Here is a 19,594-nt window from a genome sequence, read left to right on the forward strand (position 1 = left end):
CAGGAACGACAAAAACCTGCGGTTACAACATAGTCATCAGTTGATAACTATTGCACAACATTTGGGCAATGCATCGGGCGATGCACCACCCTGAACCCTTAATTTTAATTTTATGACCAGGCTTGCGAAACCAGTGAAAATGTCAGTGCAACGTCGCAATCCGGTCTATGGGGCACGCCACGCACCATAATGGTCGGCGTATCGACGCAGGGTAAACCGCGCTCGGCCAGCCAAGGGCTGAGGCCGCTGGCCAGGGGAGTATCCACCCGCACAAACTCGCCCTGACAAGGCAGGCATAAGGCGTCAACCATGGCAATGGCCCCCGTTAGCTCAGGCGCAACCACCGGGCCGATCATGTTGCCGTGACCAAAACGACGGCGGAAGGCAAATCCGACGGCAATCCCCTGCTGCTCCAGCACCAAAGCCTGTTCGGCGCTTGCCAACATTGCGGCCAACAGGGGTTGGCGGCTGAGGCCGCTGGCGGCCAAATCCAGCTCAACCAGGGTGGCAAGATCCTGCGGCAAGGCCGGCCGTAGCCTTGCCCCCTTTGGCAAAGGTGCGGTATGGCCTGCCGGCATCTCCCGGCATTGGTGCTGCGCCAGTAATCCCTGATCGATAAACCCCAATTTTTGGTACAGCGGTTTGCCTTGATCGGTCGCTACCAGATGAAGCTGATAGTCGGGCAAAGGCGCTATCATCTGCTGCAACATGGCTCTGGCGATACCTTGCCCACGACATTGCTCTGCAACTATCACCAACCCTAGCGTGGCCCGTTGGTCGCCCCATAGCCAGCGCAGGGCGCAGCCAACCACGTCTCCCTCGACTTCAGCGATCACCCCGCCACCCAATGACCACGCTTGCTGCCAATCTTCCAGCCGATGCGGCCACTGTATTTTTTGCGACAGCACATGCGCGGGCGCTACATCGGCCGCCCCCATCTCTCGCAGCGTAAACGTCATTTCCCGCGTCTCCTGAACAATGCTGATTTATTGCTATAGCACCATGACGGCACCGCCGATGGCAACCGGCAATCTTGCGTTACCGGTGAGCATTTAACAGTAGCATTACGACGCCATAGCGCGGGATACCGCCTTTACAGCCATCCGCCAACCGGCAGGTTTTACTTTTGTTCACTTATTTCATCCGGCATGCCCTGGTAACCGGTGTTATTATTATCTTGCTCAATAATTCCCTCCTAATTCAAAGTGGTACGACAAGCTGATGGAAGCGTGGAAACTCAATCTGATTTCGGTCTGGCTCGGCTGTTTCTTCACCGGGCTGGCAATGAGCCAAATCCTCCCTTTTCTGCCGCTGTACGTCGAACAGCTCGGCGTCAGCGGTCACCAGTCGCTCAGCATTTGGTCGGGCCTGGTGTTCAGCGGCACTTTTTTGGTGTCTGCACTGGTGTCACCGCTGTGGGGCAGCCTGGCGGACCGCAAAGGCCGCAAGCTGATGCTGTTGCGCGCCTCGCTGGGCATGGCTATTGTCATTGCACTGCAGGGCATGGTCACTAACGTTTATCAGCTGTTTGCGCTGCGTGCGTTGATGGGCCTGACCTCCGGCTATATCCCCAATGCAATGGCGCTGGTTGCCTCGCAGGTGCCGCGCGATAAAAGCGGTTGGGCGCTGGGCACCTTGTCCACCGGTCAAATTTCCGGAGTGATCGCCGGCCCGCTGCTCGGCGGACTGATGGCGGACCACTTGGGGTTGCGCGTGGTGTTTTTCGTTACCGCTGGGCTGATGTTCGTCAGCTTTTTGATTACCTTGTTCCTGATAAAAGAGCGGCGTATCGAGGTAAAAAAAGCCGACCGATTGAGCGGCAAGGCCGTTTTCCAGTCGCTGCCCTATCCTGCGCTGATTGTAACGCTGTTTATCAGCACCCTGATGATCCAACTTGCCAACTCCTCCATCAGCCCGATACTGACGCTGTTTATTAAAGAGTTGTCAGGTGATAGCGGTAATATCGCCTTTATTAGCGGCATGATTGCCGCCGTGCCTGGGGTGGCGGCGTTGATTTCCGCACCACGCCTCGGCCGGCTGGGCGATCGTATTGGCACCGCACGCATTCTGCTGGCGGCACTGGGGCTAACCACCCTGCTGTTCGCCATCATGGCCTGGGTGGAAACACCGCTCCAGTTGGGGATCCTGCGTTTTCTGCTGGGCTTTGCCGACGGTGCCCTGATGCCAGCGGTACAGACGCTGTTGTTGAAGTACTCTTCCGATCAGGTCACCGGCCGTATCTTCGGCTACAACCAGTCGTTTATGTATCTTGGCAACGTGGTCGGTCCGTTGATTGGTTCTGGGGTTTCGGCGCTGATGGGGTTCCGCTGGGTGTTTGCCGTCACGGCGGTGTTGGTGCTGCTCAATTGCTTACAGGTACGCAGGCAGTTCAAACAGGTCGAGAATGGGCGCAGATGAGTAACAGGGCCGCCAGAGCGGCCCTGTAGCGTTAGAACATGGTGTTGTCGTTGGCCGATTTCGCCGGCACTTCCTGATTGACGTCCCAGTGTTCGGTGATTTTACCCTGATTGTTCACCCGATAAATATCCACGCTGGCGGTACCGCGGTCTTGTGGATTGTTTTTATACAATACGTGGACATACACCAGGTCGCCGCTCACTGCACTGCGGTATATTTTCGCGCTGAACTGTGGATTATCTTTAAAATTCTGGCTGAAGAAATCCAGGAACGGTTTAATGCCATCGCCAACAAACGGATTATGTTGCTTGTAGTTTTCCACAATCAGCCGCTGCGCCACGCTGATATCATGCTTATTAAAGAAACCGGCGTACAGATCTTCCACTACCTTTAATTTCTTTTGATCCTGAATGTTTTTATTTCCAGCGACTTTATGAGGCTCGCTGTTTTTAACCGCCAATGCAGGGTAATTGGCCAGCATACTGCCGACGATAACCAAAGGGATAAATACCTTTTTCATTGTAGCTCCTTTATTTTCCTGAGTGACCTATGATTTTCAATTGCCCTTTCAGATGGGTGAAAGTCCCATCCTTGCTGGCGATATTGGTGTAGACCTCACCCCGCTGAAAATCCTCGACATGAGTGACATTATCGCCGGACTTGGGTTCGCTCCAGTAAACCATGTAGACCTTGGGACGTATCTCAACCGCCGTATACTGAACGGTGTCGGTAACGCCCTGAGAGGCCGCGCCAACCCCCGTAAAAGTCATGGTTTTGTCGTCGGTGAAATCCAGTTTGAAGGCAAAATCGCCGAAAGTAACCTGCACAACTTTTCCGGCCGCGATAAACGACGGCTGCGTTTGCTGGGCCGTAACATCCTTATTTGGCATATTGATATTCTCCGCCATTGCCGTAGGTAATATCATCGTCATTCCCAGGGATATTAATGCTGTCATCCCTACCCTTGCTAATTTGCCCATAGTTCCCTCTTCCTTTCCTTGGTTGAAACGAGAATCATTATTATTTTAGCGATGGGTGTGGAATATAAGAATTATCTCTATTTAATTTTCCTTAGCGTGTAATTATGAGCACCCTAATTTTATTTTGGCTTCTAAAGAAAGGAAATAACGATCTATGGATGATGTTTTTATCTAACTGACAGGAATAACTATCACCAATCAAATGAAGAGCTCGAGAACAATAGGTTTATCAGTTGGGGTTTTGAATAAGCTAATAATCAATTTTTCTAAAAAACGATATATCCCCCACCAGCGGCGAGGGAATTAGACCAGTGAAAATCAATCACGCAACCAAGGGGTAAAGGTAACGCCAATCAATAGCCCTTCAGGGCTGAGCAACCGTGTGACACTCTGGCCCCAAGGCTCTTCGCGATTGGCAACCAGCAGACGGTAGCCACGGTCAACCAACCCCTGAGTTGCCAGCGCCATATCAGCGACGTCAAATTCCATCCAGGCTTGCGGCACCGGCAGGTCCATCGGCCATTGATCGCTGCCAAAACACGCCTGCGCGGCCTGCGCCAGCGGCCAGAGAGCAAAGTGCTTCACGCCTTCCAGCACGCCGTGCTCGCTCAGCAGATAATCGGCATTGCCTTCCATCGGCTTCAACGGCAGCCCAAGGGCATCGACGTAAAATGCCTTGCTGTGCTCTGTTTGTTGGGTAATAGGCCCAAATCCGGCGACAAACAACACGCCCAGTCCTGCGAACTGCTGTTCCATGTTCTCTCCTGTTGAGGTTAACGCCCCTGACGCCGCTGCGTTGGGGAACATCCATAGGCCACTTTGAAGCGATTGCTGAAATGACTGGCGGAGCTGAAACCGCACTCCAGCGCTATCTGCGTCAGCGGCAACTGACTGTGGCAAAGCAACTGCTCTGCCTGCTGTAGCCGTGCGCGCATGACAAACTGATGCGGCGCCAGACCGGTGTCATGTTTGAACATACGGGCGAAGTGGAACTCGCTCAGCCCCGCCTGCGCGGCCAAATCGGCCAATACCAGCGGCAGATCCAGATGCTGCTCGATATACTCTTTCACCCGTTTGGCAACGGCCGGGGCCAGACCGCCACGGACCTGCGGCAGCGTCCATTGCAGTTCACTGTAGCGCTGAACCAGACAGGTCATCAGCAGCGTTGTGGCACTGCTGAGGGACAGCTGATTGGCCCGTTCCTGCCAGTTGCAACTGAGTAGAAACTGGCGATACAGCAAGGTGATTTGCGGGTCTTCGGCAAACGCGTTGGGCACCAGATTTATCGACGCCGGGCTGCGATCCCAGATTTGTTCCGCCACCTGACGCAGGTGCTTATCGGTACAGTAAAGGTGGACGAAAGACAGATCGCTGCGCACGTCCCAGGTGGACTCATACTGGCGCGGCATAATGCAGAAACGGTCAGGTCCGCCGCCGTTTCTCCACCCTCCAGGCACTTTTTGATAGCACTCGTAACCGTCGGCGACGTACAGGCTCAGAGTATGGTGCTCTGCGCTTTCCTGGGTAATACGGTCGTCACAGTTGGACCAGGCGGCCAGCTCTACGCCGCAGCTTAATCGCACACTGTCGTGCAACTGCGCTTTATGTTCCCGCAGCGTTTCAAACGCCTTGTATCTGGACATTACCGACCCCGCTTTGCTCAATCTTTCCAGTTTAGAGAGTGGCGCGATGCCATACCAGCCATCAGCACGCGCTTTTGCCAAAAAAAGCGCAAGAATATGCAATTGCTCGCAAAGCGCTGAAAGCGCGGCGCCGTGCAGCGGCGGATACTGAGCCTATCCATTTTGCCGGAGTTAATTATGAACGTGCTGTTGTACCTTGCCGTGGTGCTGATTTGGGGCACCACCTGGATTGCCATTACCCTGCAGCAGGAAGGCCCGGTGGCCATTCCCGTTTCCATCAGTTACCGTTTTGTGGTTTCCGCAGTAGTGATGCTCGTCATTCTTTTATTGGCACGACGTCTGCGCCGTATCGCCCTGCGCGACCATCTGTTTTGCGTCCTGCAAGGCTGCTGCGTTTTCGGTTTTAACTTCTACTGTTTTTACCATGCCGCAGCCTACATCAGCAGCGGGCTGGAATCGGTGATTTTCTCGATGGCAGTGCTGTTCAATGCCGTTAACGGCATTATTTTCTTTCGCCAGCGCCCTAGCCCCAATCTGTTACCGGCTGCGGTGCTGGGCCTGACCGGGATCGTCGCCCTGTTCTGGCAAGATCTGGTGGCAACGCAAATGGCGCCGGACCTGTTGAAAGGCATCGGGCTGAGCGCTCTTGGCACCTACGGCTTCTCTTTGGGGAATATGATCAGCTCCCGCCACCAGCGGCATGGGTTGGACATTCTTTCCACCAATACCTATGCCATGAGCTACGGCGCAATCCTCATGGCGCTGATTGCGTTGGCCCAGGGCGCCTCATTCCAGATTGAGTTCAGCACCCGTTACATCGGCTCGTTGCTGTATCTGGCGATTTTCGGCTCGGTGATTGCCTTTGCGGCCTATTTCAGCCTGCTGGGGCGGATCGGCGCCGGGGCGGCTGCCTACAGCACCCTGCTGTTTCCTCTGGTGGCACTGACGATTTCAACCCTGTATGAAGGCTATCAGTGGCACACCAATGCGGTGATAGGCCTGTGCCTGATCCTGCTTGGCAATCTGGTGATGTTTGCCAAACCGGGCCGGTTTGCTGGGTTATGGCGGCGCCCGGTGGCATAAACATACGTCAAAAGCGCCTGATCCCAAGGCGCTTTATCCCAAAACTCCCCAACCTGACTCCGCCATTTACATCCCACTAAAAATTAACAATTAATGCTGAACGACAGACATAACCGTTGACATTAGCGGCTGCAGATCAATACATTGAATACTAAACCGTTACAGTATTTTTTGTATCTTAACGCATATATCACCATTTTGGTTTGGAAAACAAAGATGAGTAATAAAAAAACTCATTGGAGTATAAAGAGGCTCACCCGTTTCCTGGTCGTCGTGATGCCTTTATATTCTTCATTGAGTTACGCGCAACCTGCTGACGCAGAGAGTGATTTTGCGCAGCACAAAGGCCGTTATTTAGCCATTGCTTCAGACTGTGTGGCCTGCCATACCGCGTCGGGTGGCAAGCCTTTTAGCGGGGGGTTGGCTATGCCATTGCCCATGGGCAATATTTACTCCACCAACATCACGCCAGATAAAACCTACGGCATTGGCGAATATACATTGGAAGATTTTAAGAAGGTATTACGGGAAGGGATTAGACGTGATGGTTCAAATCTTTATCCGGCAATGCCATTCCCCTCTTACACCAAGTTAACGGACGAAGACATTGCCAACCTGTATGCCTATTTTATGCATGGCGTTGAGCCTGTTAACCAACCGAATAAAAAGCCTGACTTCTCTTGGCCCCTTACCCTGCGCTGGCCGCTGATGGCCTGGAATACTCTATTTCTGGAGAAAGGGGCTTATCAATACAAATCAGACCGCAGCCCAGAGTGGAACCGTGGCGCTTATTTGGTGCAAGGCGCCGCACACTGCGGCTCTTGCCACACCCCCCGCGGATTGGGCATGCAAGAAAAAGCCTATGACGAAAGCCAGAAAGGCTTCCTGGCCGGCGCCAAGATTGGCGGCTGGGAGGCGTTTAACATCACCAGCGACAAAGCATCAGGTATCGGTAGCTGGACACAGCAAGAGATCGTTCAATATCTGAAAACAGGCAATGTCCCCTTTAAAGCTCAGGCAGCCGGTTCCATGGCGGAAGCCATTACCCACAGCTTCAGCAAAATGAATGATGCGGACCTGAACGCCATTGCAGGGTATTTGAAAGACATACAGGCCGTAGGTGATGAACAGACCCGACCGCGCTCATCTCAGGTGCAGCCGAGGCCGAACGACGAAATGCCGGGCGCCAACATTTATCTGAACAATTGTGCAAGCTGCCATGGCAGAGAAGGTGCCGGCACAACGGACGGTTATTACCCTTCAATGCTCGGCAACAGCGTGATCGGCGCGAACGACGCCAACAACCTGATTCAGGTCATTCTACACGGCGCCAACGTGAACAACGGTAAGGACCACTACTTTATGCCCGCGTTCTCAGATCAGTTGAGCAATCAACAAATCGCTCAACTGGCTGAATATCTGGTGGAAAGCTTCGGCGGACATGCACTCAACGTCACCCCCGATCAGGTTGAAAAACTGCGTGGTTCCAGCAATGAGGACGTCGTGCAATGAAAAAAGAGAGCAAAAGTAAAGCGAGCTACGGCTTTTCTCGTCGCCATCTGCTGAAAAGCACCCTCATCGCGGGGGCTGCCTTTCTGTCGGTCAATGCCGTTTCAACCCCGCTAAAACGGCTCGATGACAAACACACAGAGGTGCTTTTTAATCAGTTGGCTCAGTGGCTGACCCTCCGACAGAACCTCGATCCGGCATTTACCGCTGCCATGTATTCAACCATGGCGTCCCATACCGAGAAGTTTGGCGACAGGCTCGGCATGTTGGAAAAAAGGATAAGCGATAGTGGTGCACCCGATGTTCAATCCTTTATTTCTGCCCTGCCCGCAGAGGATGAAAATCGGAAATTAGCACTGCTAATTATAGAGAGCTTTTATACCGGTAATGTAGGGCGTGGCCGCCAGGCCGTGGTAGTGAATTACGAGAAAGCCTTGATGTTCCAGGCAACGAGTGATGTGACCGTGATCCCTACCTATATTCGCGCGCGACCCAATTACTGGATAGCCACGCCAAATTTAGAAAATTGAAGATCATTAGTGAGCAAATATGGCCATTGAATATGATTGCGACATTATCGTCGTGGGTGCCGGTATTTTAGGCGGTGCTATTGCGAACAGCCTTGCCAGGCAAGGAAGATCCGTCATCATTTTAGAAGCGGGCCCCCGCGTTAAGCGTGCGGAAATCCTTGAAGCATTTCGCCAATATGGGAATAAATCAGATTATAACGGCCCTTACCCAGACCTGCCCTGGGCGCCCAAATCCGCGACCGGCAAGTATTCTGACGACTATATTGAGAGCGTGGGCAATATTACCCAAAAGCCTTCCTTCTTGCGTCTGGTTGGGGGAACCACCTGGCACTGGGGCGGGGCAACCTGGCGTAATCTGCCTGCAGACTTCAAATTAAAAACGCTCTATGGGCACGGTCGTGACTGGCCTATTGACTACGACACGCTGGAACCCTGGTACCAATTGGCCGAAGAAGAGATTGGCGTGAGCGGCTCCGATACCGATGACCAGCGTGGCCATGGTGAAGAACCCTATCCCCCACGCTCCAAACCTTATCCCATGGCGATGCAACCCTGGACCTATCTGACCCAGCAGGTAGCGGAAAAAGTCTCCAGTGCCCATCACCACTTCGTCGATGAACCCAATGCACGTGCGACCCGCCCCTATCAAGGGCGACCAATATGCGCGGGTAACAACAACTGTGCCCCTATCTGCCCGATCGGTGCGCAGTTCTCTGGCGATAAGCCGGTCGTTTGGGCAGAGCATCGGGGGGCAAAGCTGCGGGTGAATGCGGTGGTTTACCGTATCGAAAAAGGCCCGGACAACAAAATCGTCGCCGTGCACTATAAGAATCCGCAGGGGGAAAGTACGCGCCTCACGGCCCGCTATTTCGTGCTGGCTGCCCATGGGGTAGAAACACCGAAATTGATGCTGATGTCGGACATAGGCAACTCGTCGGATCAGGTCGGACGTAACATGATGGGGCATACTGGGCGGGCTATCGCCATGCTGGCGAAAGATCCCGTTTGGGCAGGTCGTGGTCCGACGCAGCAGGGAAGCATCAACACCTGGCGCGACACGCCGCTGCGACACCAGCATGCGGCAATCCGCCACTTTCTCGATAATACCGTCCCTAACGAGTTGATCACCAAGCGTTTGCTGGACCAGGGTATCGTCGGCCCTGAGCTGGATCGTCTTATTCGTCACAATAGCGCACGCTACCTGAAAATTGCGTCCTACGTCGAGGTATTACCCGATCCCGCGAACCGCGTCACTTTGAGCAATAAGCGCGATGCGCTTAATTTGCCGACGCCGCGTATCAATTACGACATCGCGCATGAATACACCCTGAACGCCATGGGCCAACTTTATCAAGACTATGAGCAGTTCAAGGCGTTATTTGGCGCCACTGAAGTGCTAAATGACATCCAGGCATGGGTACCCAGTTCCCATATCATGGGCACCACTATTATGGGCAGTGATCCACGGGACTCGGTGGTCAACCACGAATGCCGCTCCTTCGATCATGCCAATCTCTTTATCACCAGCACCAGCGTCCACCCCAGCTCTACCGTGGTGAATCCAACCTTAACCGGCTATGCCATTGCCCTGCGCGTTGCCGATATCATCAATAAAGAGATTTAATAACCTATTGCCGTTAAAAAGAGCCCGTCACCAGGCTGATTTCCCCCCTTCGCCACCGGTTCGCCGGTGGCAAAAACCTTCGGCGTTAAACACCGGCAGAGGGTTCGTCGACCATTGAAAGATTAAACGGCGTCACTACGCTAACCCTTGAAAAGGCATGCGTGATGACATTGCCGGGAACAAAGCCGTGGTGTTGCAAAATGGCCAGGAAGGCATTGCGCGCGTCCCGTTGTAAATCGTGGTCGATCACCGCATCAATCCGCTCTTGTGCCAGCAGTTGGCGATTCTCCTGATCCAAATCGTGGCCGATAAACGCCGCCAGCGGCCGCTGTTGCCGGCTGAACGCCTCAACAATCGCGGAGTTCCCGCCACCGACGCTGTAAACCGCGTGAATATCCGGATGACAGCGCAACGTTTCTGTCACTCGTGCCAGAGTCGGTGCATACACCCCCAGGCCGCCGCTAATGTCCACCACGCTCAGGTACGGTGCCCTTTCCCGCAGCCATTGACGGAATCCACTCTCTCTTTCTTCTTCGCCGCGAAAACCCTGGCTGCTGATCACCACTGCCACCCGCTGCGGCAGGGGCGGTAACCAGCGTGCCATCAGATAAGCCGCTGTACGACCGGCGGCTCGGTTATCCATGCCGATATAGCTGATGCGCCGACTTTGTGGCAGATCGGTCACTATGGTCACCACCGGTATGCCCTGCTGCTGCAACAAACCGACGCTGTCATTGAGCAATTGCTCATCGCTCACCTTCAGGATCACCCCGTAGGAGCCCTGGCTACGGCAGCGCTCGAGCACCTGCTGCAATTCAGCGGTACCGATCTGTTCGAAAATATGAAAGCGCAGCGTAATGCGAAACGGCACAAAAGCACTCAACTGGCTACACAGTGCATCCGTAACCAACTGACTGAAACGCAGCGGCGTGTGCATCACCACGTCAATCGGCAGCGTACGGCCGCTGGCCAGGCCGCTGCGCTGCTGATTTTCCAAATCCTGCAACGCCTGCTCAATACGCCGCAAGGTTTGTTGATGCACCTTGCCCCGCTGATGCAGCGCGCGATCGACCGTTGCCTTGCTGACGCCCGCCTGCGCGGCAATTTGCTTGATAGAGAATTTCATGACGCCACCAAATTGAGGTCTTTTTGAGGTTTCAGTGAGGTTTTGTTAACAAAATGTAGATGCTAGGGTTAACAATAGCAAGATGAAGATAAAAACAACCGATTGATTTTCAATATCAAAAATTATCTGAGGCTGACGCAATGCACGAGAATGTAAACACTATGTTTTCCGGAAACTATTACGTGGTGACGGGAGCAACCCAGGGGCTGGGCGCTGCGGTGGCACAACTGCTGGCCGAGCGCGGAGCCGCCGGGCTGATGCTTTGCGGCCGCAATCAGAAAGCGGGGGCCGCCCAGGCAGAGAAGTTACGCGCTACCGGCTGCGATGCCCGATTCGTCACCGCTGACATTGCCGATCCGGCAGCCTGCCGCAACGTCATTGCCGAAGCGGAAAACGCTTTCGGTACCCTGCATGGGTTGGTTAACTGCGCCGGCATGTCCGACCGCGGTACCATAATCGACACCACGCCAGAGCTGTTTGACGCCATTTTCGCCGTCAATATTCGCGCGCCCTTCTTCCTGATGCAGGAAGCTATCAAAGTGATGATCAAGCATCAGGTCGCGGGTTCCATCGTTAACATCATTACCATTACTGCGCACGGGGGTCAGTCGTTTCTCGCGCCTTATGCCGCGTCAAAAGGCGCACTGATCACCCTGACCAAAAACGTCGCCTTCAGCGCCATGCGCAACCGCATCCGGGTAAACGGCCTGAATATCGGCTGGATGGACACGCCACATGAGCATGAAATTCAGCGCCAGTATCACGACGCCGATGAGAATTGGTTAGCGCAGGCGGAACGGCAACAGCCGTTTGGGCGCTTGTTGAAACCACGGGAAGTGGCACGTGCGGTGGCGTTCTTGCTGTCTGAGGAGTCCGGAATGATGACCGGCGCGGTTGTCGACTTCGATCAGGGGGTGATTGGCTGCGGCGATGGCGGCTCACCTAAACCGGACCACCCGCTGAGCCTGAACTCGGGAGCACATCATGAGTGAAACTCTTTTTTTACAGCCTGACCGGCTTTCGGTTGATGACTTTGGCCAGACATGTGAGCAGTCGCTCACATTGAGTGACTATCCACTGTCGGTCGACGCGCAAAAAAACGTGCTGATTTATCACGCCGCCACGCTGATTGAGTGTGCGCAAACCGATAAAACCTCGGTATTGAGTGAGCTGCACCGGGCACTTTCCACCGGCCCCGGCGTGCTGGTGATTAAAAACACCTATCCCGACAAGAGCATCATAGAGCGCCATAACCGGGTTTTCGAAGCCATTTTCCAGGAAGAAGCTGCCAGAGGGAACGCGGGCGATCACTTCTCTGCCGCCGGCAATAACGGCCGCATCTGGAATTCGCTGCAAAAGGCCGCCCAGCACGATCCCGATGCTTTTATTGATTACTACGCCAACCCTGTGCTGGCGTTGGTCAGCGAAGCCTGGCTCGGGCCCTGGTATCAAATGACGGCGCAGGTCAACGTAGTGCGCCCTGGGGGCAAAGCACAGCAACCGCACCGTGACTACCATCTGGGCTTTCAGGAAAATCAGGACGTACAACGTTTTCCGTTGCCGTTGCAACTGCTGTCCCAGTATCTGACGCTGCAAGGTGCGGTGGCGCATTCCGCGATGCCGCTGGAGTCCGGCCCAACTCAATTACTGCCGTTCTCACACCAGTATCCCGGCGGCTACCTGGCCTGGCGACGTCCGGAGTTTATCGACTATTTCCAGCAACATGCCGTACAGCTGCCGCTGGAGCTGGGAGACACGCTGTTCTTTAACCCGGCGCTGTTCCATGCTGCGGGCAACAATGTCACCCACGACCATGTGCGCATCGCCAATCTGTTGCAGGTCTCATCGGCATTCGGCAAGCCGATGGAAACCGTGAACCGCTTGCGCCTGCTGCAGCAGATCTATCCGGCGTTGCTGCGGCGCTATCAAGCAGGAGAACTGCTGGGTGCGGAGTTGGCGGCAACCGTCGCGGCGGCGGCAGACGGCTACTCTTTCCCCACCAATCTGGACAGCGATCCGCCGCTGGCCGGCCTGGCTCCGCAGACCCAGCAGCAGTTGCTGATGCAGGCACTGCAGGCGAATTGGGCCCCCACGCATTTCAACCAGCAGCTTGAGCGCCAACAACAGTTGCGCAGCGCCTAGCGTTTCATGCCTCCTTTTCATCAGGGAGGCATGGTCTTTACGGCTATACTCAGACTCTTGCCGATTTTCATAAGGACATCAGGATGCTGAGATTGACCCGTCGAGTCGCGCTAGCCGCTGCGCTGGCCGCCTTTTCTGCCAGCGTGGCTGCCGAAACGCCCAAATACGGTCAGGAGCTACAGGGCTTTCACTACCCTTACCCGCTGCAACAATTCAGCTTCAGCTCTCAGGGGCAGCAGTTAAGCATGGGCTATATGGACGTGCCGCCAGAGGGCGATGCCAACGGCCACACTGTGGTGCTGATGCACGGCAAAAACTTCTGCGCCGCCACCTGGCAAGACACCATCAAAGCGCTAAGCAAGGTCGGTTATCGGGTGATCGCACCCGATCAAATCGGCTTTTGCAGCTCCACCAAACCGCAGCACTACCAATACAGCTTTCAGCAGTTGGCGAACAATACCCACGCGCTATTGAATAACCTGAAAATCGCTAAAGCGGTGATCGTCGGCCATTCTACCGGCGGCATGCTGGCAACCCGCTATAGCCTGATGTACCCGCAGGCGGTGGAACGGCTGGTGATGGTCAATCCGATTGGGCTGGAAGACTGGAAAGCCAAAGGCGTGCCGTGGCGCAGCGTCGATCGGTGGTTCGAGCGTGAATTGAAAACCTCCGCTGCCGGTATTCGACAGTACGAACTGCAGACCTATTATGTTGGCCGCTGGAAGCCAGAATATGACCGCTGGGTCGATATGCTGGCCGGGCTGAACAATGGGCCTGGCCATCGCCTGGTGGCCTGGAACTCGGCGCTGATTTACGACATGATTTTCACCCAGCCGGTGTTCTACGAGTTCAAGGATCTGCAAACGCCGACCACCTTGATGATTGGCACCGCCGACACCACCGCCATCGGCAGCGATATCGCTCCCCCCGCCGTCAAGGCTCAGCTCGGGCACTATAATCTGCTGGGGAAACAGGTGGCGAAAATGATCCCGCACGCCAACCTGATCGAATTCCCTGGCCTGGGGCATGCGCCGCAAATGGAAGAGCCCGAACGGTTCAATCAGGCGCTGATCAGGGCTCTGCGCCCTTAAAGACCGGAGATGGCAGCTTGAGAAAAAGGGCCCTCGGGCCCTTATCAAGCGCGGCACTCAGGCAAACAGAATATCGCTTTGCTCCACCTGGCCTACGACCTGGATTTTGAAATCCGCCGCATAGCTGTCGTTATGGGTATTCAGCAATAAATCGGTCGTGCCGTTAAAGGTATCGAAGTTAAGTTTGAACTCGCCTTTCTGTCCGCTGAAGCTGTCGGCACTGTCGATCAACCGCAGTTCACTCAGGCTGTTGTTGAAACGCAGCCCGGAAAGGTCGATCTTGTCGACGCCGTGCTCGAAATCCTCAATCACATCGAACGCCGTCGTGGTGGACTCATTAGCATTGAGGTAAACGAAATAATCGGCGAAGTTGTTGGCGTCTTTGCCGCCCCACAGATGATCCGCCCCCAACCCGCCATACAACATGTCCGAACCGGCATTGCCGGCCAGTAAATTGTCCTGTTCGTTGCCGATGAGCACATCACGACCACTGCCACCAATGGCATTCTCGATCACCGCATTATTGGCGATCGATACGTTCTGCGTGCCGCCGCCGACGCTGGAAAAGGCGCCGTCATTGAGATTAATCAGTTGCTGCTGGCTGTAGCCGGAAAAATCCAGCGTGTCGTTGCCGCCCGCGTCCCACACCGCAAAGTTCACCGGCTTGCCGTTATCCGCCGTTGCGGTCAGGAAGTCACGCCCGGTATTGGAATTAAACCCGTACACCGAATCCCCGGTGCGCGTTTCCATATTGGCACCGTACAGTTTCTGCATCGCGGCGATGTCGTCAATCATCGGGCCATAACCGTTGACCCCTTTGGTATCGGAGCCGGTGTTATTGCCGCTGAAGTAGCTCATTATCGAATATTGTACCGAATCCTGATAATACACGGCGTCATCGATATAAGTGGGGTCCTTGTCGTCGGAAGCATCATAATCGCCAGGGTGCATCAAGCCCAATGCATGGCCAATTTCATGGGTGAAGGTCTGGCTGCTGAAATCCCCTGGCACCGGCGCTTGATGAGTAAGAAAACCTTTATTAAACCAGACCGTACCGGCGTAGCTGTTATCATCCGCAGGATCAGAGGTGGCGGGATAGTAACCAAAGGCATTGTCATCCGCAGCGCTGCCATCGGCTTTCTGGGTGTAATAAGCGAAGGTGATGTCTGCCCGGTGGTTCAGATCCGTGGACTGCGCTTCGGTAAAGGTGACATTTGCCACGTCTGCCCAGGCCTGCATCGATTTTAACGCCTGGCTTTTAGCCGCTTCGGTCAACGGCTCCAGCCCTTTATTGGCGTTGTTACCCGTTCCGGTTCTGCCGATAACATCCAGCGCTTCCTGGGTCAGGAAGGAAAAGGTCAGATCTGCCGGTTGATGGAAAACGTTGTCGCCGTTGTGCGTATACCCGCTGCGAGTCAGCTGATCGGCAGCGCGCTCGGAGCTGTAGTTTTCGCGGGTCTTACCCCAGGTAGTCAGCGGGCCGGTACCTCGCTGGTTGCTGTAGAGATTGGCATTATCCAACGTCAGATAAGCGCCATAGCCCAGTCCATTGTAGATGCTGCCGGTTTGGTGATAGTAGAATTGATAGTTGGGATCGTGGGGGGATGTGGCCGCCAGGCCGGTAAACGCTTCGTCATCTTGCAAAATTTCATTGTGATTGCGGTTCATCGCATTCTCCTTTACACAATAGGAATTCAGTCAATTGGTGAGGCATTCAATCAAAATAACTAATGGGAACATTCCAGTTCCGCAATCCAGCATAGGGAATTAGTCTGACGGCGCAACCATACAACAGTGGAATAATAAGCAGGCATTTCAAATCAAATAAAATCATTAAAGCAATTAAAAACAAATAATTGAAAAATATAGACCACAATAACAAGAAGACTACTGGCTTTAATTGCTCGTCATTTATACTGCGGGCTATTCATTGATTCAGAATAAACGAGTATTAAAATCACTTATCCTTGGATCACCCAGCAACAAGGATCGTGCTATGGTATTAACGGATTTCAGTAAGGAGTGGCCGATGTCGAGATTTCTCTCTTTGCGCGCACTCAGGCGCGTTGCCCTGACAGGAGTTGTTATGAGCCTTATGTTAAGCAGCACTACCTTTGCCAGTTCACTGCCCCTGCTGGCCCCCTCTGCGCTGAAGGGGCACTGGCAGTTGAACGATGCCGAAGGCAAAGCCCCAGCCTGCAACGTTGAATTAAGCGATGAACTGATCGAAGGGACTAACGCCTACCGTTTCACCGCTTCAGAGCAGTGTCTGCAACCCTTGTCGCTCACCGAACTGCCGGTGGCCTGGCGCCCGACGCCGGACGGCATGACGCTGACCAATGCCGACGGCAGCATGGTAGCGTTTCTGGCGCTGACGGCCCCCAAACGCTATGAAGTGATGAACCATAACGGCAAGCCCCGCTTTTCGCTGACGCCGCGCCAGTAAATCACTCTGGCGGCAGCAGCCCCTGCCGCCAATATCGATTACGCCACCAACAGCCCCAGTATTGCCCCGCCCGCCAACACCCATAATGGGTGGATACGTTTGCTCATGCTCAGCACCGTTGCCAGCAGGATAATCATCGCCAACGGCCAATTCGGCGCGGAAGCTTCGGCAATCAGCACGCCACTGGCCGCCACCAAACCAACGGTCACCGGCACCAATCCACTTTGCACCCGACGCCGCCAGGGCTTGTCCTTGAAGCGTCGCCAGACGCCCATTACCAGCAGGGTAACAATCGACGACGGGCCGAACTTGGCGATGGAGGACACCAACAGCCCGGCCCACCCGGCCACGTGCCACCCCACCAGCGGCACAATCATCATATTCGGCCCCGGCGCGGCCTGCGCCATGGCGAACAGCGCACTGAACTCCTGCGCGCTCATCCATTGGTGAACCTCCACCACCTGACGCTGCATTTCCGGCAGAATGGTCATTCCGCCGCCAAAGGCCAGCAGTGACAGCTCGGTGAATATGATCGCCAGTGAGATCAATACTGCCATCATGAGCGATCCCTCCACCACATCAGCAGGATGCTCAACGGCGCCAATGTCAGCATGGTCGGCAGTAAGGGCAAGCGTAGCCAGGCGATGGCGATCAGACACAGCGCCACAATGCCCAGTGCCAGCCATTTACCGCGCAGCGGCAGCAGCATCTTCACCCCGGTAGACAGCAACAAACCGGCCGCCGCGGCAGCCAGACCGGCAAACACGTGTTGTACATGCGCGTCATTTTGGAAGCGGGCATAAACCATACCCAAACCGACTACGATGGCCGTCGGTGCGCTGATCAGCCCCAGCAGGGCGCAAAAAGCCCCGCGCAGGCCGCGAAACTCCATGCCAACCGCTACCGAAAGGTTAATCACGTTGCCACCCGGCAAAAACTGGCACAGCCCCAGCAGCTCGGTAAACTGCTGACCACTGAGCCAGCGGCGATCTTCCACCAGCATATTGCGCGCCAACGGCAGTACGCCGCCAAAGCCAATCAGCCCGAGCATCAGAAAGCCCAAAAACAACTCGCCGTTGCCCGGCGGTGCTGCCTGCGGGTCATTTTTTACCGCATCAGATTCCGACATTGTCCGTTCCACATCGCTTATTTTGATGGCTGGTATGATGCGCGTCGCCATGCCATGATGTCTAATGCATTTCATAAGCAACAAGGATACCTTCAAGGTATGTCAATGATCGAACTTCGCCGCCTGCGGGCTTTCGTTACCGTGGTGGAAGAAGGCAACATCACCCGCGCCGCCGAACGACTGTTTATACAACAACCGCCGTTGACCCGCCTGTTACAGGGGCTGGAAGAGGAATTGGGGGTAAAACTGCTGCAACGCCTGCCCCGTGGCGTACGCGTTACCGAAGCCGGCAGCGTGTTGTTCAATGAAGCGCGGGCGCTACTGACGCGGGCAGAGCATCTGACCGAAGCGGTACACCGCGCCGCGCGGGGTGAACAAGGGCATATCGCTATCGGCTTCACCAGCTCCGCCGCATTGCATCCCTTCGTGCCCAATCTGCTGCGCCGCTACCGTGAGATCCTGCCTGGCATTACCACTCAGTTGGAAGAGGCAGGCAGCGGCGAACTGTTGGATGCCTTGGTGGATGAGCGGCTCGACGTGGCCTTTGTCCGCTCGCCGGTGGGCGGTATTCCCGGTTTGACAATTGAGCCGGTGCTGCGCGAACCGATGCTGATCGCCCTGCCCATCGGTCACCCGCTGGCCACCCATGACGACCAACCGCTACCGCTGACTGCGTTAACCCAGGAGGCCTTTATTCTTTACCGTCGCCCGGCGGGCCAGGGCTTGTATGATGCCATTCTGGCGGCCTGCCACGGTGCCGGGTTCAGCCCGCGCGTTATTCAGGAAGCCCCGCGCCTGCCCGCAACCCTTAGCCTGGTAGGTGCCGGTCTGGGGTTGTCGATCGTACCGGCCTCCATGCGGCGGTTGGGCGGGGACGGCATCGTTTACCGAACCATTGCCGAACAGGCCCAGCTCAGCGCACCGCTTTATCTGGCGCTGCGCAGCAACCGGACGTCGGCCATCATCCAACGCTTTCGCGATCTGGTGGCCGAAGCCGTCAGCGAGCAGTCGCCCGGCTAATCAGACCGGTCGGCGATACGCGTCAGATGGATCACCAGATACAGCAGTTCATCGTTCGACATCTCCATCTGCAGCAGATTCTTCACGTAGTCGCGGATCAACAGTGCGCCGCGATAGGCATGCGGATACTCCCTGGTCACCTGCGCGAAGATAAAGTCGTCTTTCGACGCCATTTGCTGCCCCTCGACCATTCGCTGTATGAAAAACTGCATATGCACCAAAAAACGCGAGTAGTTGAGCGAGTCAGTGTCGATCGTGATGCGAAAATGGTATTTGATGATATTGAAAATGTCTTTCAGCATCTTCACCGATAGCAGCGTGTGCTCCATGTTCTGCACGTCGGTTTGACCATTAACCAGATGAAAAGCGATATTGCCCGCCTCTTCTTCCGGCAGCGCAATGTTCAACCGCCGGTTGATGTGCGCCAGTGCCTGGGTCGCCACTGCGAACTCCTGCGGGTAAAAGCGCTTCACCTCGAACAACAGGCGATTTTGGATTGCGATACCCTTGTGATAGCGCTCAATGGCGAAACTGATGTGGTCCGCCAGGGTGAAGAAAATCTGCTCGTTAATTCGCCCGTTAAGCTGCCGGTTAGCCTCCGCCAGGATCATCTGCACAATCTCGATGTGCTCTTCCGGCGTGGTTTCAATCAGCCGCAGGTAATCGCGGCCCTTTTGACTGTTCTGCACCACATACACTTTCTCTATCGCGGCCGGGTCGAGAACGTCACCCACTTTGCTGTTAAAGCCAATACCCTTGCCCATCACGATAGCTTCATTGTTATCGTCATCCGCCGATAGCACCAGGCTATTATTGAGTACCTTAATGACTTTCATCGTCGCGGCCACACCCT

At 55.0% G+C, this 19,594-nt stretch carries 20 protein-coding genes; 10 read left to right on the top strand and 10 right to left on the bottom strand.

The features are described 5' to 3' along the window. Window positions 1-110: 110 nt before the first annotated feature. Window positions 111-959 (bottom strand): GNAT family N-acetyltransferase, encoded by an 849-nt coding sequence (locus ACMGG1_RS12125; RefSeq protein WP_187962850.1) that lies wholly within the window; start codon window positions 957-959, stop codon window positions 111-113. A gap of 262 nt (window positions 960-1,221) precedes the next feature. On the opposite strand from ACMGG1_RS12125, the gene ACMGG1_RS12130 reads away from it, so the two are divergent. Further along, the gene (locus ACMGG1_RS12130) at window positions 1,222-2,418 is read left to right on the top strand and encodes a multidrug efflux MFS transporter (RefSeq protein ID WP_142815229.1); all 1,197 of its coding nucleotides are present in this window, start codon (window positions 1,222-1,224) and stop codon (window positions 2,416-2,418) included. A 31-nt stretch (window positions 2,419-2,449) separates the two neighbouring features. Here ACMGG1_RS12130 and ACMGG1_RS12135 read toward each other — a convergent pair whose 3' ends face one another. The 4 genes from ACMGG1_RS12135 to ACMGG1_RS12150 all read right to left on the bottom strand — a co-directional run bounded on the left by ACMGG1_RS12135 (window position 2,450) and on the right by ACMGG1_RS12150 (window position 5,041). Then, a complete protein-coding gene (locus ACMGG1_RS12135) occupies window positions 2,450-2,938 on the bottom strand; it encodes an ester cyclase (RefSeq protein ID WP_128864928.1) in 489 nt (162 codons plus the stop codon). 10 nt (window positions 2,939-2,948) lie between these two features. Then, window positions 2,949-3,398 carry a MoaF-related domain-containing protein gene (locus ACMGG1_RS12140; RefSeq protein WP_046373600.1) on the bottom strand — a complete coding sequence of 150 codons (450 nt, stop codon included), beginning with the start codon at window positions 3,396-3,398 and terminating at the stop codon, window positions 2,949-2,951. A gap of 318 nt (window positions 3,399-3,716) precedes the next feature. Beyond that, window positions 3,717-4,154 (bottom strand): glyoxalase, encoded by a 438-nt coding sequence (locus ACMGG1_RS12145; protein WP_414161437.1) that lies wholly within the window; start codon window positions 4,152-4,154, stop codon window positions 3,717-3,719. A 17-nt stretch (window positions 4,155-4,171) separates the two neighbouring features. Continuing rightward, complete coding sequence (locus ACMGG1_RS12150) at window positions 4,172-5,041, bottom strand: helix-turn-helix domain-containing protein (RefSeq protein WP_020826816.1); 870 nt, start codon at window positions 5,039-5,041, stop codon at window positions 4,172-4,174. A 177-nt stretch (window positions 5,042-5,218) separates the two neighbouring features. On the opposite strand from ACMGG1_RS12150, the gene ACMGG1_RS12155 reads away from it, so the two are divergent. From ACMGG1_RS12155 to ACMGG1_RS12170, 4 genes are all read left to right on the top strand, one after another. Then, window positions 5,219-6,124 carry a DMT family transporter gene (locus tag ACMGG1_RS12155; protein WP_020826815.1) on the top strand — a complete coding sequence of 302 codons (906 nt, stop codon included), beginning with the start codon at window positions 5,219-5,221 and terminating at the stop codon, window positions 6,122-6,124. Window positions 6,125-6,340: 216 nt separating this feature from the next. Beyond that, window positions 6,341-7,636 carry a cytochrome c gene (locus tag ACMGG1_RS12160; RefSeq protein ID WP_104410895.1) on the top strand — a complete coding sequence of 432 codons (1,296 nt, stop codon included), beginning with the start codon at window positions 6,341-6,343 and terminating at the stop codon, window positions 7,634-7,636. Next, entirely contained in the window at window positions 7,633-8,163 is a 531-nt protein-coding gene (locus tag ACMGG1_RS12165) for a sugar dehydrogenase complex small subunit (RefSeq protein ID WP_174574188.1), read from the top strand. The genes ACMGG1_RS12160 and ACMGG1_RS12165 overlap by 4 nt, the downstream gene beginning before the upstream one ends. A gap of 19 nt (window positions 8,164-8,182) precedes the next feature. Continuing rightward, window positions 8,183-9,787: a GMC family oxidoreductase gene (locus ACMGG1_RS12170; RefSeq protein WP_174574187.1), complete on the top strand. Its 1,605-nt coding sequence runs from the start codon at window positions 8,183-8,185 to the stop codon at window positions 9,785-9,787. Window positions 9,788-9,872: 85 nt separating this feature from the next. Here ACMGG1_RS12170 and ACMGG1_RS12175 read toward each other — a convergent pair whose 3' ends face one another. Further along, window positions 9,873-10,913, bottom strand: a complete 1,041-nt coding sequence (locus ACMGG1_RS12175; RefSeq protein WP_414161438.1) for a LacI family DNA-binding transcriptional regulator — start codon at window positions 10,911-10,913, stop codon at window positions 9,873-9,875. Window positions 10,914-11,074: 161 nt separating this feature from the next. On the opposite strand from ACMGG1_RS12175, the gene ACMGG1_RS12180 reads away from it, so the two are divergent. The 3 genes from ACMGG1_RS12180 (at window position 11,075) to ACMGG1_RS12190 (ending at window position 14,146) form a co-directional block, all read left to right on the top strand. Further along, window positions 11,075-11,905: an SDR family oxidoreductase gene (locus ACMGG1_RS12180; protein WP_261107468.1), complete on the top strand. Its 831-nt coding sequence runs from the start codon at window positions 11,075-11,077 to the stop codon at window positions 11,903-11,905. After that, complete coding sequence (locus ACMGG1_RS12185) at window positions 11,898-13,055, top strand: phytanoyl-CoA dioxygenase family protein (protein WP_414161439.1); 1,158 nt, start codon at window positions 11,898-11,900, stop codon at window positions 13,053-13,055. Before ACMGG1_RS12180 ends, ACMGG1_RS12185 begins: the two co-directional genes overlap by 8 nt. 83 nt (window positions 13,056-13,138) lie before the next feature. Beyond that, window positions 13,139-14,146 (top strand): alpha/beta fold hydrolase, encoded by a 1,008-nt coding sequence (locus ACMGG1_RS12190; RefSeq protein WP_048759037.1) that lies wholly within the window; start codon window positions 13,139-13,141, stop codon window positions 14,144-14,146. Window positions 14,147-14,203: 57 nt separating this feature from the next. Here the strand turns inward: ACMGG1_RS12190 and ACMGG1_RS12195 are convergent, their stop codons facing one another. After that, window positions 14,204-15,814, bottom strand: a complete 1,611-nt coding sequence (locus tag ACMGG1_RS12195; RefSeq protein ID WP_128864934.1) for a serralysin family metalloprotease — start codon at window positions 15,812-15,814, stop codon at window positions 14,204-14,206. A gap of 418 nt (window positions 15,815-16,232) precedes the next feature. Here ACMGG1_RS12195 and ACMGG1_RS12200 point away from each other — a divergent pair, with 418 nt between their 5' ends. After that, window positions 16,233-16,592 carry an AprI/Inh family metalloprotease inhibitor gene (locus tag ACMGG1_RS12200; protein WP_048759042.1) on the top strand — a complete coding sequence of 120 codons (360 nt, stop codon included), beginning with the start codon at window positions 16,233-16,235 and terminating at the stop codon, window positions 16,590-16,592. Window positions 16,593-16,630: 38 nt separating this feature from the next. Here the strand turns inward: ACMGG1_RS12200 and ACMGG1_RS12205 are convergent, their stop codons facing one another. Both ACMGG1_RS12205 and ACMGG1_RS12210 read right to left on the bottom strand, forming a co-directional pair. Then, window positions 16,631-17,152, bottom strand: coding sequence for a chromate transporter (locus tag ACMGG1_RS12205; RefSeq protein WP_020826805.1), 522 nt, complete (start codon window positions 17,150-17,152; stop codon window positions 16,631-16,633). Beyond that, on the bottom strand, window positions 17,149-17,721 hold the full coding sequence (locus ACMGG1_RS12210) for a chromate transporter (protein WP_020826804.1): 573 nt from the start codon (window positions 17,719-17,721) through the stop codon (window positions 17,149-17,151). The genes ACMGG1_RS12205 and ACMGG1_RS12210 overlap by 4 nt, the downstream gene beginning before the upstream one ends. A 99-nt stretch (window positions 17,722-17,820) precedes the next feature. Here ACMGG1_RS12210 and ACMGG1_RS12215 point away from each other — a divergent pair, with 99 nt between their 5' ends. Next, complete coding sequence (locus tag ACMGG1_RS12215) at window positions 17,821-18,741, top strand: LysR family transcriptional regulator (protein ID WP_046373611.1); 921 nt, start codon at window positions 17,821-17,823, stop codon at window positions 18,739-18,741. Here ACMGG1_RS12215 and licT read toward each other — a convergent pair. Continuing rightward, window positions 18,738-19,577 (bottom strand): BglG family transcription antiterminator LicT, encoded by an 840-nt coding sequence (gene licT / locus ACMGG1_RS12220; protein ID WP_128864936.1) that lies wholly within the window; start codon window positions 19,575-19,577, stop codon window positions 18,738-18,740. The genes ACMGG1_RS12215 and licT overlap by 4 nt on opposite strands. Between the last annotated feature and the right edge of the window lie 17 nt (window positions 19,578-19,594).

Source organism: Serratia sp. BNK-12 (assembly GCF_047456085.1).
In the GTDB taxonomy this organism is placed as follows: domain Bacteria; phylum Pseudomonadota; class Gammaproteobacteria; order Enterobacterales; family Enterobacteriaceae; genus Serratia; species Serratia liquefaciens.

Coding starts and splice junctions, on each gene's coding strand:
- ACMGG1_RS12195 (WP_128864934.1), bottom strand. CDS start 15,814: ATGAACCGCAATCACAATGAAATTTTGCAAGATGACGAAGCGTTTACC.
- ACMGG1_RS12185 (WP_414161439.1), top strand. CDS start 11,898: ATGAGTGAAACTCTTTTTTTACAGCCTGACCGGCTTTCGGTTGATGAC.
- ACMGG1_RS12150 (WP_020826816.1), bottom strand. CDS start 5,041: ATGTCCAGATACAAGGCGTTTGAAACGCTGCGGGAACATAAAGCGCAG.
- ACMGG1_RS12200 (WP_048759042.1), top strand. CDS start 16,233: ATGAGCCTTATGTTAAGCAGCACTACCTTTGCCAGTTCACTGCCCCTG.
- ACMGG1_RS12180 (WP_261107468.1), top strand. CDS start 11,075: ATGTTTTCCGGAAACTATTACGTGGTGACGGGAGCAACCCAGGGGCTG.
- licT (WP_128864936.1), bottom strand. CDS start 19,577: ATGAAAGTCATTAAGGTACTCAATAATAGCCTGGTGCTATCGGCGGAT.
- ACMGG1_RS12160 (WP_104410895.1), top strand. CDS start 6,341: ATGAGTAATAAAAAAACTCATTGGAGTATAAAGAGGCTCACCCGTTTC.
- ACMGG1_RS12155 (WP_020826815.1), top strand. CDS start 5,219: ATGAACGTGCTGTTGTACCTTGCCGTGGTGCTGATTTGGGGCACCACC.
- ACMGG1_RS12205 (WP_020826805.1), bottom strand. CDS start 17,152: ATGATGGCAGTATTGATCTCACTGGCGATCATATTCACCGAGCTGTCA.
- ACMGG1_RS12190 (WP_048759037.1), top strand. CDS start 13,139: ATGCTGAGATTGACCCGTCGAGTCGCGCTAGCCGCTGCGCTGGCCGCC.
- ACMGG1_RS12140 (WP_046373600.1), bottom strand. CDS start 3,398: ATGGGCAAATTAGCAAGGGTAGGGATGACAGCATTAATATCCCTGGGA.
- ACMGG1_RS12210 (WP_020826804.1), bottom strand. CDS start 17,721: ATGTCGGAATCTGATGCGGTAAAAAATGACCCGCAGGCAGCACCGCCG.
- ACMGG1_RS12135 (WP_128864928.1), bottom strand. CDS start 2,938: ATGAAAAAGGTATTTATCCCTTTGGTTATCGTCGGCAGTATGCTGGCC.
- ACMGG1_RS12215 (WP_046373611.1), top strand. CDS start 17,821: ATGTCAATGATCGAACTTCGCCGCCTGCGGGCTTTCGTTACCGTGGTG.
- ACMGG1_RS12175 (WP_414161438.1), bottom strand. CDS start 10,913: ATGAAATTCTCTATCAAGCAAATTGCCGCGCAGGCGGGCGTCAGCAAG.
- ACMGG1_RS12145 (WP_414161437.1), bottom strand. CDS start 4,154: ATGGAACAGCAGTTCGCAGGACTGGGCGTGTTGTTTGTCGCCGGATTT.
- ACMGG1_RS12165 (WP_174574188.1), top strand. CDS start 7,633: ATGAAAAAAGAGAGCAAAAGTAAAGCGAGCTACGGCTTTTCTCGTCGC.
- ACMGG1_RS12130 (WP_142815229.1), top strand. CDS start 1,222: ATGGAAGCGTGGAAACTCAATCTGATTTCGGTCTGGCTCGGCTGTTTC.
- ACMGG1_RS12125 (WP_187962850.1), bottom strand. CDS start 959: ATGACGTTTACGCTGCGAGAGATGGGGGCGGCCGATGTAGCGCCCGCG.
- ACMGG1_RS12170 (WP_174574187.1), top strand. CDS start 8,183: ATGGCCATTGAATATGATTGCGACATTATCGTCGTGGGTGCCGGTATT.